This window comes from Gillisia sp. CAL575, assembly GCF_000403785.1.
Classification (GTDB): domain Bacteria; phylum Bacteroidota; class Bacteroidia; order Flavobacteriales; family Flavobacteriaceae; genus Gillisia.
In genome coordinates this window covers 81,434-95,090 of the sequence record NZ_APHJ01000025.1, presented here as the reverse complement: position 1 = coordinate 95,090, position 13,657 = coordinate 81,434, and the positions used below count along the sequence as shown (strand labels likewise).

The window sequence follows — 13,657 nt, the reverse complement described above, 5'->3', positions numbered from 1 at the left end:
TATAAAAAGGATCGTCTACTAAGTATAGAGAATCGCCGGAAGGCTTTTTTTTAGTTCGATTTATTATGCATTGCAAGCTACCTTGTATAATTAATCATAATCAAATATTTCATCAATCATCAACATCAATCAAAAATGAAACAGTTAATATTAATTTTAAGCTTGTTCAGCCTTCTACAAGCAAATGCTTTTCAAGCATCCAAAGGAAGTGTATTAGGGCAAATTTCAGGAATGGTCGTAGACAAGAATCTTGGATATCCCATTCCATATGCCACAGTATTAATTAATAATGCTGAAGGAAAATTAGTTTCTGGAAATAGTTCTCAGGACGATGGAAGTTTTATAATAAAAGATATTCCAGAAGGCTCTTATACTTTGCAAATACAATTTATAGGATATAAAACCTATTCTAAATCTATTGAAATAAGTTCTGGAAACAAATTGGTTAACATTGGATCTATTTCTTTAGAGGCAGATATCGCCAGTCTGGAAGATGTAACAATCATTGCTGAACGTTCTACTATAGAACAAAAAATTGACAGAAAAGTAATTAATATAGGAAAAGACCTTACTACTAGTGGTGCTTCCGCTGCAGACATTATGGGAAACCTGCCTACTCTAACAGTAGATCAGGATGGAAATATAGCAATGCGCGGGAACGATAATGTTAGGATCCTTGTAGATGGAAAACCCACAAATGTACCGGCAGCTCAATTATTAAAGCAAATCCCTAGTACTTCTATTAAAAGTGTAGAATTAATTACAAATCCTTCAGCTAAATACAATCCTGAAGGAATGAGCGGAATTATCAATATAATTTTACATAAAAATTCAAACTTAGGTTTTAATGCGAATGTAAGTACTGGTGTAACATTCGGGAAACACACCAGAGCTAATGGGTCTTTAGATATGAATTACCGAACAGGAAAATTCAATTTCTATACAAATATTGGTGGAAACTTCGGTAAGAAAGATTTTAACGGGAGGATCTTCAGAGAGGAGTCCAATTCTCAGGATAACATCTTTGTTCAGAATGATAACAACTCATATCTATATAAAGTAGGAGTGGATTTTTATTTGAATGATAAGAACACATTTTCTTTCTATACCAATCAGAATAAATCTCTAGGAGAGCCAATAGGAATTATTAAAATTTCCAACTTTAATGATCTAAGCTCTAATCTAACTCAGAATTTTTTCTTGGATAACGAGGGACTTTCCAGCACTTATAATTTTGATTATAAAAGAGAATTTAAAAAAGATGGCCACAACATAGAATTAGAATTGAACTATAATGAAGGTGAGAATACAGAAATTGCGATTTTTGAATTTGAAGGTGTTGGTAATAACTTCACCTCATATAGAGATAATGTAGCAAATGATAACTCAAACACCACTATTAATTTAGATTACGTGAATCCTTTAAGCGAGAATTCTAAGCTAGAGTTAGGTGCAGAAGCCAGAATGCGAGAAACTGATAACACTTATAAAACAACCAACTCTAATTTAAATAATGCCAATTATAACTACGATAACAATATTTACTCTTTCTATACTACTTATGGACAAACCTTCGAAAAATGGTCTTATCAATTAGGAGCAAGGTTAGAACAATATAATGTGGAAGCTGTTTTAGATGGCGTAAAGATCTTCGAAGATGATTATTTAACTGTATATCCTACAGCTTATGCAACTTATACTTTATCCGATAAGAAAACCCTTCAGTTAAATTACGGAAGACGTGTAGATAGACCTAGTTTAAGTCAGGTAAACCCTGTAAGAGAATTTAGTACTCCAAGAATTACCGGAGTTGGAAATCCAGAATTAGACCTACAATTTACCAGTTCAATAGAATTTAACTATACTCAAAACTTAGACAAAGGGAATTTCACAGGAGGAGTGTTTTATAGATTTATTCAAAATGAGATCAATCAGACATTTTCAATAGATCCTGAAGATCCCGCAAAATTACTTTTAACGTATATTAATGGAGATGACAATACAGCTTTTGGATTGGAACTTTCCGGAAGCTATAAACCTAATAAATGGTGGAGTATTAATTCTAGTTTTGAAATTTACAATCAGAATAACCGTGGTTTTATTGGAGAAAAATTTGTAGAATACGAAAATACAAGCTTTAACTTCAGAATAAATAACAGCTTTAAAGCTTCAGAGAATTTAACCTTCCAATTGTTTGGATATTATAGAGCACCAGGCCAAGATTTACAATTTGAGGCTGAAGCCTTTTATTTTGTAAATACGGGTGCACGATATAGTTTCTTGGATGATAAGGCGACACTTAGCTTAAATTTTACAGATATTTTTAATACTCAGAAATTAAAATTTACTACAGACGAACCTTATAAACAAGAAGGAACACTTAATCCAGAAAGTCAAACTGTATTTGTAGGATTTTCATATAGGTTTGGTGGAGGAAAAAACAAAGCATTAAGACGTAAAAATCGAGATGATAATGAAAAAGATGGAGGTGGATTATTTTAGATAATCATTTAATTAGTTAGTTAGTCAAAAAGAACGCCCGTATAGATAGACTATACGGGCGTTCTTGATTTTAAACCTTTATAAATTACCACTCTATAATAGCACTCCCCCAGGTAAAGCCACTTCCAAAAGCAGCTAATACAACAACGTCTCCGTCTTTTATTTTACCTTGCTCCCAAGCTTCAGTAAGAGCAATAGGAATAGATGCTGCGGTTGTATTCCCGTATTTCTGAATATTGTTGAACACCTGATCGTCACTAAGTTTTAATTTCTTCTGAATAAATTGAGAGATCCTTAAATTTGCCTGATGTGGGATAAGCATGTCTATATCTTTCACTTCCAATCCGTTAGCTTCAAGGCCCTCATGAATCACTTCAGAAAAACGCGTGATAGCATTTTTAAACACAAATTGCCCATTCATATAAGGGTAATAAGGAATATCATCTCCCTGAGGATTTTCAGCAATTATCTCTGGCACCCAATGCATTGTACTTGGTCCTTTTAGAGAAAGTTCCATCGCATTTTTTCCTTCTGAATGTAAATGAGTAGAAAGAATTCCTTGCCCAATATGGTTGCTTCTAGTTAAAACAGCTGCGCCAGCTCCATCCCCAAAAATTACTGAAACAGATCTTCCACGGGTTGTAAAATCTAAACCTCCACTATGATTTTCACTACCTATAACCAGCACATTTTTGTACATCCCTGTCTTTATAAATTGATCTGCGACAGAAAGCGCATAAATAAATCCGCTACATTGGTTACGTACATCTATAGCAGGGCAGGTATGAATATCTAACATTTCTTGTACTTGCACTCCACACCCAGGGAAATAGTAATCTGGACTTAAAGTTGCAAAAACTATTAGTTCTATATCATCTTTCGAGATCTTTGCACGTTCTAAAGCAATTTTAGCCGCCTTTACGCCCATGATCGCGGTAGAATTTCCGTCTCCTTTTTTGATATGTCTGCGTTCCTCGATCCCAGTTCTCTCTTGGATCCAAGCATCGTTGGTATCCATCAATTTGGAAAGATCGTCATTGGTTACCACATTTTCAGGAACATAACTTCCCAATCCGGCTATTTTTGATTGATACATACGTGTATAATTATGGTATTAATATTTATTCTTACTAAATTTAAGCAATTAATAAATTTTTGCCCCGCAATATAAGAAACATTAATTTTTTTAAACCCGGTTATTAGCGGTGGTATCTTAAATATTTAAAAATTAATCTATGAAAAAAATTCTATTATGCTTTTTAGCGAGTTTTTTATTCGCGAATCTTCAAGCTCAGGAAAATTTAACTTATCAGAAACCACCTCAGGAGATCATGGATCTTGTTGATGTTCCCTTAGCTCCAGCTACTCTAGTAGACAGTAAAGGAGAAATGATGGTGTTTTTATATAGAGATCAATATAAATCTATTGCAGAATTAAGTGAACAGGAATTAAGATTAGGGGGATTAAGGATTAATCCTAAAACCAATATTAATAGTAGAACAACCTATTATAATAATGTAGAGGTAAAATCTTTAAAATCTGATGCGCCAAAATCTATCGCAGGATTACCAGAAAATCCACGTTTAGCAAATTTCTCTTGGTCTCCAGACGAGTCAAAAATTGCCATGACCCATACCACAGAAACTGGTGTAGAATTATGGGTGTTGGATATTACAGCAGCTTCAGCTAAAAAATTAACCGATGCGACCTTGAATGCGAACATGAGAGATGTCATTAATTGGTTTAAGGATGGTTCTGCCGTGCTGGTTAAAATGCTTCCTGAAAATAGAAAGGAGTTAGTTAACACCAATACAGCGGTTCCAACCGGACCTACAATTTCTACGAGTGACGGTCAAAAAGCACAAAATAGGACCTATCAAGATTTACTACAAACTCCAAATGATGAATTTAATTTTGAACAATTAGCAAAGGCGGCTCTTGTAAAGGTAGATCTAAACGGAAGCGCTACACCGTGGATGGATTCTAAAATGTATAATGAGATCTCCTTTTCTCCAGATGGAAATTATGTGATGGTTTCTGCTATTAAAAAACCATTTTCCTATATAGTTCCTTACTATAGGTTTCCTTTTGAAACAGTGATCTATGATAAAACTGGTAAAGAAATAAGTAAAGTGAATGATGTTGCTCTTTCTGAAGTGTTGCCTATTGGATTTATGGCAGAGAGAGAAGGAAGAAGAGATTTAAGCTGGAGAAGTGATGCGCCAGCAACTTTAGTTTATGCAAAAGTATTAGATGGTGGAGATCCTGAAGTAGAGGTTGAATATCGAGATGAGGTGTTTTTACTAGACGCACCTTTTATTGGAGAAGGAAATTCCATTTTAAAAACAAAAGATAGATTTTCCGGTATCACGTGGGGAAATAAGAATACAGCAATCGCCTATGATTACTGGTGGAATAACAGGAATACAAGAACTTATGTTTTTGATCCTTCTAATAATAAAAAAGCTCCAAAAGTAATTTTCAATAGAAACTATCAAGATCAGTATAGCGATCCAGGGAGTTTTGTTACTCAGAAGAATCAATTTGGAACAAATATACTGGCACTAAAGGAAAATCACGCTTTCTTAATGGGAAGAGGTTTTACTGAAAAAGGTCAATTCCCTTTTGTAGATAAGATAGATCTTAATAGTGCAGAAACTAGTAATATGTATCGTTCCAATTACAACGAGAAAAAGGAAACCTTAGTAGAAGCCATAGATATTAACAAGGGCGAAATTTTAGTAAGAATTGAGTCTTCTACAGAATATCCTAATTATTATTTAAGAGACATCAACAAAAAAGATGCGACCACTCAAATAACAAATTTTGAGAACCCTTTTAAAAGCTTGGAAGACGTTCATAAAGAAGTGATCACCTACAAAAGAGATGACGGATTAGAATTAAACGGAACTTTATATTTACCTGCTAATTATAATCAAGATTCCAAAGAGAAATTACCTATGATCCTATGGGCTTATCCAAGAGAATTCAAGGATAAAAATTCGGCTTCACAAAACACTTCTAATGCAAATGATTTCACTTATCCCTATTATGGATCACCAATTTACTGGGTGAATCGCGGTTACGTTGTTTTAGATGATGCTTCATTTCCTATTATTGGAGAGGGAGATGAGCAGCCTAATGATAGCTTTAGAAAACAATTAGTTGCTAATGGAAAAGCGGCAATAGATGCTGTAGACGAGATGGGTTATATAGACAGAAATAGAGTTGCCGTTGGTGGTCATAGTTATGGAGCTTTTATGACTGCAAACTTATTATCTCATTCAAATCTTTTTGCAGCAGGAATTGCTAGAAGTGGTGCTTACAATAGAACTTTAACACCTTTTGGATTTCAAAGTGAAGAGCGTAGCTACTGGGAAGCCCCAGAAGTTTATAACAACATGTCTCCTTTTATGCATGCAGATAAAATGAAAACTCCATTATTACTAATTCATGGGGAAGCAGATAATAACTCTGGAACCTATCCCATGCAAAGTGAGCGTTATTTTAATGCTTTAAAAGGACTTGGAGCAACTGCAAGATTGGTAATCCTACCTAAAGAAAGCCATGGGTATAGCGCAAAAGAATCTGTATTACATGTACTTTGGGAACAAGATCAATGGTTAGAAAAGTATGTAAAGAACAGAGTGAAAACTGAAATAAGCCAGAAAGAAAAAGTAATGGTAGACTAATTTTTAATTCTAAATTAAATCAAATAAAACCCGCGTCTTAATTAAGGCGGGGGTTTTAATTATGGATTATTTACAAAAAAGAAAAGCATCACTCGCAATAGTGACGCTTTCCTATTCAACCTAACCAATATTTATTATTAACTCATCAATTTATAATTATTCACTTCTATTTTTGCTTCTAGATCGTGAAGCAGATTGTAAAGTCCAAAGAAGGTCCTACTCATATATAAAAAGTGCTGACTACCCCTAGAACCATTCATTTTGCGAAGTTCTGGATCTTTACTATATCTTTCACTTAATTCTGTAAGATTGTTCCAAAAAGCCTCATCTGTAAAATCAAAAGTCTCAGATTGAAACGGAGTAGAGAACATATTGAACATTTCGTGAAACATCTCTGTAAAGAAATCTATTTCTTTTTTTGAATCACTTTCTTGTAAGATTTCTAGTTCATATAATTTCTGATTGAAAAACTCTTTATTGTTTAAATTTGCTCTATCAGAAAGCTGAAAATATGGAGTATAAAAATCCTTAGGAATTCTTTTAACACAACCAAAATCTATTGCTATAAGATTATAGTCTTTATCTACTAAAAAGTTTCCGGGATGAGGATCTGCATGCATTGCTTTTAATTTATGCATTTGGAACATATAAAAATCCCATAAAGCCTGACCTATTTTATTAGCAAGATTGGCATCTGAATTTATTTTTGAAAACTCACTTAAATGAATTCCATCCATCCAATCCATTGTTATTATACGCTCACTAGATAATTCCTCGTAATACTTAGGGAATTTAAGGTTTGGAATATTTGCACATGCTTCAGAAATCTCCTTGCTCTGCTGTACTTCCAAAATATAATCTGTTTCTTCTAACAGCTTCCCTTCTACTTCTTTAAAATATTTTTCTGAATCTTTCCCTTGAAGGTTGAACATTCTCAAAGCAATTGGCTTTACCATTGCAAGATCTGAACTGATACTATCTGCAACGCCCGGATATTGGATTTTCACAGCAAGTTTTTTCCCATTCTTTGTAGCCTTATGCACTTGACCTATGCTAGCTGCATTTACCGACTGCGTTGCAAACGTATCATATAATTCTTCGGGGTAGCTTCCATTATATTTTTTAAAGGTTTTTCTAACTAAGGGAGCAGATAATGGTGGAACACTAAATTGGGCTAGAGAGAATTTTTCTACATATGCGCTTGGCATTAAACTCTTCTCCATAGAAAGCATCTGCGCCACCTTAAGTGCGCTTCCTTTCAAGCTTTTTAATCCATCATAAATGTCTGTAGCGTTATCTTCATTTAATTCATCGCGGGTAATATTCTTATCGAAAGCTTTTTTACTGTAATATTTAATGTAATTCCCACCGATTTTAACACCAGTTTGAACCATTTTAGTGGTTCTTCCTAATTTTCCGGTTGGGATGCTATCTATTGTTTTCATAATATCTTGTTGCTATTAAAATCATACGGGTGTGAAAAATACTTGTAGGGAAATACACTTATAGGGTGCCACACCCGAGTGATTCTAAAAACTATTTAATTCATTTTTTCTTTCCATAGAAATTTTCCGAGATCTATCACTCGTTCCAATGGAGTATTATCAAAAAGATCAAAAACGGTATTCACAGATTTTTCAATAACAATATCGGTACTTTCAAATTTTGCAGAATTATCATCTACCCAAAATTTAAGAATAAATAAAAATTGAACCCAAGTGGCTTCGGAAAAAACAGTTTCAGATTGTTTAAGAATCTGAGTATTCTTTGTTTCATTCCCTTCAGAGATTAACTCCTTTGCGAAAACTTTGATATCTTTTCGCAATTCTTTTAATTGGTCTAAGTTTTTAAATTTATCTGGATTCTCATTTAAAGTTAACAGCACATAACTTCTATTGGCAGTTAACAATTCAAAGAAGGTATAGTAAAAGGTGAGTAATTTTTCTCTTGGAGTAAAAGCATCAAATTCGGGGCTTTTATGCATCACTTCCATGGTATTTAGGAAGAATTGATTCCAAATTCCTTTTCTTAAGCCTTCAAAACTTCCAAAGTATTCATAGAATTGATCTTCTGTAATCTTATGATCCTTTGCGAACTTGTAAACACTTTTAGGCATATGCTCATGCTCTAACACATAATTCATATAAAGTCCAATTAAGATATCTTTACTGAATTTCTTTTCTACTGGTTGCTTTTTAGTTGCCATAATTCTTTCTTTCTTTTTCAAAGATACAAATTGTTTAATCTTTACAAACAATCGTTAAACAGAAATATTTGTTAAATCTTATTTGGCATCAAAGTGCCAATAATTATTAGACGTAAATAGGAAATGCACATTACAAGTGTCAGTTTGTCAGCGCATCCGTCTTGGTATTTTTTTTGACTGTAGAAAGGAAAGTAATAATTCAATAAAATTTTTGATATATGGCTAAAGGAAAAATTAATGTATCTGTAGAAAACATCTTCCCATTAATAAAGAAGTTTTTATATAGTGATCATGAGATCTTTTTAAGAGAATTAATCTCTAACGGTACAGATGCTACTTTAAAATTAAAGCACCTTACTAGTATTGGTGAGATAGATGTAGCTTACGGTGACCCGAAGATTGAAGTTAAAATAGATAAAGAGAATAAAACACTTCATGTGATAGACCAAGGAATTGGGATGACTAAAGATGAGGTTGAAAAGTATATAAATGAAGTTGCATTTTCTGGAGCTGAAGAATTTCTAGAAAAATATAAGGATTCTGCAAAGGATAGCGGAATTATTGGGCATTTTGGTCTTGGTTTCTATTCTGCCTTTATGGTGGCAAACAAAGTAGAGATCCTTACTAAGTCTTATAAAGATGAGCCAGGTGCACATTGGATTTGTGAAGGAACTACAGAATTTAGTTTAGAAGAATCAGACAGAACCGAAAGAGGAACAGAGATCATTCTTCATATAAATGAAGAGGACAACCAGTTTCTAGAAGAAGGAAGAATTAGTGAGTTACTTGTTAAATATAATAAGTTTATGCCAGTTCCAATTAAATTCGGAACTAAAGAGGAAGAATTACCACTTCCTGAGGATGCAGAAAAAGATGCTAAGCCAGAGACTTTAGAGGTAGACAACATCATTAACAATCCAACTCCAGCATGGACAAAGCAGCCAGCAGATTTGGAAGATGAAGATTATAAAGGATTTTACAGGGAATTATATCCTATGCAATTTGAAGATCCTTTGTTTCATATTCACCTTAACGTAGATTATCCTTTTAACCTTACAGGGATCTTATATTTTCCAAAGATGGGTCAGGATATGAACATGCAGAAAGACAAGATCCAATTATACCAAAATCAGGTATATGTTACAGATAATGTTGAGGGGATTGTTCCAGAATTTTTAACCATGTTACGTGGGGTAATAGATTCTCCAGACATTCCGTTAAATGTTTCTCGATCTTATCTTCAGGCAGATGGTGCTGTAAAGAAAATTTCTAGCTATATAACTAGAAAAGTTGCAGACAAATTAAAATCTCTGTTCAATAACAACCGTGAAGATTTCGAAAAGAAATGGAACGATATTAAGATTGTTATTGAGTACGGAATGCTTTCTGAAGATAAATTCTTTGAAAAAGCAGACAAGTTTGCATTATATCCAACTGTAGACAATAGCTATTTCACTTTTGAAGAGCTTCAGGAGAAAATTAAAGATACCCAAACAGATAAGGATGGGAACCTAATTATTCTTTATGCTTCAAATACAGATGCACAACACAGTTACATTGAAGCTGCTAAAGAGAAAGGATATCAAGTTTTATTGATGGATTCTCCAATTGTTTCTCACTTAATTCAGAAAATTGAAGGAAGTAAAGAAAAAGTTTCTTTTGTACGTGTAGATGGAGATAATATTGATAATCTAATTAAGAAAGAGGATGAGAAGATCTCTAAACTTTCTGAAGAAGAAAATGAAAAGCTAAAAGCAGATTTCGAAAAAGTGATTCCAGCAGGAAAATATACTGTTCAGTTAGAAGCTATGGATAGCAATGCGTCTCCACTTATTATCACACAACCTGAATTTATGAGAAGAATGAAGGAGATGCAACAAACTGGTGGTGGCGGAATGTTTGGAATGGGCAATATGCCAGAAATGTACAATTTGGTAGTGAATACCAATCATGAGTTAATCTCAGAAATTCTAAACTCTAAAACCGAAAAGAAACAAGAGCGTTTAATTAAGCAATCTTTAGACTTGGCAAGATTATCTCAGAACCTTTTAAAAGGAGAAGAGTTAACTGCCTTTATCAAGAGAAGTTTTGATATGGTGAAATAATCATATTTAGACTAAAAATATCTAACCGTTTAGTTTGTTTAATTACGACTAAACGGTTTTTTTATTTTCATTACTGAAAGCTTTCGTAAATTTAAAGACCTAAACAAAAAAAAACTATGAAAAATTTAATTCTACTATTTTCTGTGCTGTTACTAATAAGCTGCAAAGACGAACAAAAAAAAGAAACTCCTGCCGATGAGGTTATAATGACAGAGCCTGATGGCGGAATTGGAGATGGCGCTGTTTCACCAGCTGTTGCCTTTGCACAAGGAATAGAAAGTGCGCATAATAAAACAGCTTGGAATAAAAACAAAGCAGTTTCTTTCGATATTTCTCTAACTTTTGGAGGACAAGAAAGATTGAATGGGAAGATCACCAGTCTTACAAATTCCACTAAAGTACGAGTAGATAAAAACAACAATACGCAGTTAATTTATGATGGGAATGAAGTTTATTTATGCCCTGCAGATGCAGAACCAAAGGGTGCAAGATTTGACATGTTCACCTGGCAATATTTCTTTGCAATTCCATTTAAGCTAACCGATCCGGGGACGAATTGGGAAACTTTGGAATCTGTAGAAATGAATGGAAATAAATTCGATGTTGGAAGACTCAGTTTTGGTGAAAATATAGGAGATGCTCCAGACGATTGGTATGTAATTTATCAGGAAAGAGAGACTGGTTTATTGCATGGAGCAGGATATATTGTAACATTTGGAAGTGGAGATCAGGCAAAAGCTGAAGAAAATCCGCATGGAATTGTTTATTCAGAATATAAAGTAGTTGATGGAGTTCCTGTAGCAACCAAATGGTCTTTCCATAATTGGAGTATAGAAGACGGTTTTGGAGAAAAAATAGGAGAAGCTACTTTAAGTAATATAGTATTTTTTAATGCTGAAGATAAGCTATTCGATAAACCAGAAGATTCTAAAATTATAGAAAAATAAAATTAGTTTAAAATTGAAGAAGGGAGATTTTTGAAGATCACCTGATAGAATCGGGCCGTATCGTATGGTTTAACAATAATATCATTTAAGCCAGATTCAAAAATCTCCTCTCTTATTTCATCTATTTCCATTGCTGTTAAAGCTATAATAGGAATATGCTTATTGAATTCTCTAATTCTCTTAGTAGCTTCCAAGCCTGAGATCCCTGGCATGTTCACATCCATTAGGACCAGCTCGAATTGATCGTTTTTTACCCTTTCAATGGCATCAATTCCATTATCGCAAATATCCACTACAAATTGTTGCTGTTCTAGAATTCTTTTAGTTACCACCTGATTTATTCTATTATCATCTACCACCAAAATGCGCTTCTCTCCTGAAGATATAATAGAATCAAGACTCAACTCGTGATTATGAATGTTTTGTATAAAATCTTCTTTTGAAAATTCTCCATTTTCGAATTCAATTGTAAAACTAAACTTAGAGCCCTCTCCCTCCTTGCTTTCCAGGTTTATTTCAGAATTAAATAGAACCAACAGTTTTTTAACAATTGGTAATCCTAATCCAGTCCCTTGATAATTATAATTAGAGGATTGTAATTGAGAAAATTCTTCAAAGATCAATTCTTGATTGTGCTTGGAGATTCCAGTACCACTATCCTTAATTTCAAAATATATTTTAGAAGATTTATCTAAACTTTCAATTAATTTAGTTTTTATCCAAATATCGCCACGCTCCGTAAATTTCATTGCATTACCAACGAGATTCATTAAAACTTGTGAAAGTCTTACTTTGTCACCAATTAAATTCGCATTTGCATCTTTGCATAACTCTAAATGAATGGTGTTTTTATTTTGAAGCCTTGTGAACTCAAAGGATTTCACAATACTTTTCATTAACTCATTCAAATTGAAAGGCATGGGCTCTAAATCCAGTAAATTAGACTCCATTTTATTCATTTGAAGTACATCATTAATTAAAGCAAGTAAATAATCTGCAGAAAATTTTAAGGATTTAAGATCGTCCTCATGTTTATAAAGGGATTTATCGTCCATTAAGATAGAAGTAAGTCCAATTACCCCATAGAGCGGAGTTCGCAACTCATGACTAATGGTAGAAAAGAATTTTGTTTTAAGCATGGTAAGACGTTCCGCTTCTTCCTTAGCTGCTATTAATTCCTCATTCTTTTTACTTAATTCTAAAATCAAGGTCCTTCTGGAAAGATTTATGCGATAAACTAAAATTATGATGACAATTAGAATAATAGATGCGATGATCATCCCGTACATCCGCTCTCTAGACTTCTCTATTAATCCATCTTTTATTAATTGTTCCTTCCTTGCAATTTCTAAATCTTGCTGATACTCTCCTACATCAAATTTTGCACTGGCAAATTGAATTTGTTGCAATCTTTCTTTCTGAAATATCTTATCATTATACTCCTTCGATATTTCTAATGCTACATAAGCTTTTTCAAACTGACCTTCATTGAAGTAAAGCTTAGAGAATTCGTAATATACTGCTCCACCAAATAAAACTAAACTATCTTGATCTACTAATGCGGCAGATTTTTCAAAATATTCTTTAGATTTATCTAGTTCGCCCTTACCCATATAATACCTTCCTGCTAGAAAATTCAACTGGGATAGATGGAGTGTATTATCTAGATTAGTAAATAATTCCAATCCTTTTCTTAAATAAACCCAAGCATTATCATAATCTTCATTATCTAAATAAGTCCATGCTATATTTAAAGTGGGAACTATGAGTTCCTCTGGCATATCTTTCTCTTGTGCTAAATCTATTATTTTATGATAATAATCGATCCCTCTTTGGGCAGTTTTTTTATTTTCAGAATATATGTTACCTAAATTATTATAGGATTTCATTAGATAAGAAACATCATCTAATTTTTTCGCGTATTCTAATACATAATCATAATGTTTTAAAGCCTGAATAGTATCATTAAGATCGTTGTAACTATAACCTAGTAAGGTATGAGCTCTAAAAGCATAGTAATTATTATTTCTTTTATTAGCGGCATCTAACAATTCCATAGATCGTTCTATGGACTCTTTATAATTATAACTTTCTAAATATGTTGTAGAAATAACATCAAGGGAGTCTAGATATTTATTTTCATAGGATTTCTCCTGAGAAAGCAAATTTCCAGCTATAAACGCAAACAATAAAAGCAAAAAGCAG

At 33.2% G+C, this 13,657-nt stretch carries 8 protein-coding genes; 4 read left to right on the top strand and 4 right to left on the bottom strand.

Features of this window, described 5'->3' with window-relative positions; translation table 11 throughout:
- Positions 1-135: 135 nt before the first annotated feature.
- Complete coding sequence (locus I130_RS08360) at positions 136-2,502, top strand: TonB-dependent receptor domain-containing protein (protein WP_034921490.1); 2,367 nt, start codon at positions 136-138, stop codon at positions 2,500-2,502.
- Positions 2,503-2,587: 85 nt separating this feature from the next.
- Here I130_RS08360 and I130_RS08355 read toward each other — a convergent pair whose 3' ends face one another.
- Entirely contained in the window at positions 2,588-3,598 is a 1,011-nt protein-coding gene (locus tag I130_RS08355) for a 3-oxoacyl-ACP synthase III family protein (RefSeq protein WP_034921487.1), read from the bottom strand.
- A 139-nt stretch (positions 3,599-3,737) separates the two neighbouring features.
- On the opposite strand from I130_RS08355, the gene I130_RS08350 reads away from it, so the two are divergent.
- Positions 3,738-6,194 (top strand): prolyl oligopeptidase family serine peptidase, encoded by a 2,457-nt coding sequence (locus I130_RS08350; RefSeq protein WP_034921484.1) that lies wholly within the window; start codon positions 3,738-3,740, stop codon positions 6,192-6,194.
- A 137-nt stretch (positions 6,195-6,331) separates the two neighbouring features.
- Here the strand turns inward: I130_RS08350 and I130_RS08345 are convergent, their stop codons facing one another.
- Together I130_RS08345 and I130_RS08340 are read right to left on the bottom strand one after the other, a co-directional pair.
- Positions 6,332-7,639, bottom strand: coding sequence for an ABC1 kinase family protein (locus I130_RS08345; protein ID WP_034921482.1), 1,308 nt, complete (start codon positions 7,637-7,639; stop codon positions 6,332-6,334).
- Positions 7,640-7,734: 95 nt separating this feature from the next.
- A complete protein-coding gene (locus I130_RS08340) occupies positions 7,735-8,400 on the bottom strand; it encodes a TetR family transcriptional regulator C-terminal domain-containing protein (protein WP_034921479.1) in 666 nt (221 codons plus the stop codon).
- A gap of 218 nt (positions 8,401-8,618) precedes the next feature.
- Here I130_RS08340 and htpG point away from each other — a divergent pair, with 218 nt between their 5' ends.
- Positions 8,619-10,505 (top strand): molecular chaperone HtpG, encoded by a 1,887-nt coding sequence (htpG, locus tag I130_RS08335; RefSeq protein WP_034921476.1) that lies wholly within the window; start codon positions 8,619-8,621, stop codon positions 10,503-10,505.
- Between the two features lie 116 nt (positions 10,506-10,621).
- Positions 10,622-11,452 carry a hypothetical protein gene (locus tag I130_RS08330; RefSeq protein WP_034921474.1) on the top strand — a complete coding sequence of 277 codons (831 nt, stop codon included), beginning with the start codon at positions 10,622-10,624 and terminating at the stop codon, positions 11,450-11,452.
- A 2-nt stretch (positions 11,453-11,454) separates the two neighbouring features.
- Here I130_RS08330 and I130_RS08325 read toward each other — a convergent pair whose 3' ends face one another.
- Positions 11,455-13,650: a response regulator gene (locus I130_RS08325; protein WP_232224042.1), complete on the bottom strand. Its 2,196-nt coding sequence runs from the start codon at positions 13,648-13,650 to the stop codon at positions 11,455-11,457.
- Between the last annotated feature and the right edge of the window lie 7 nt (positions 13,651-13,657).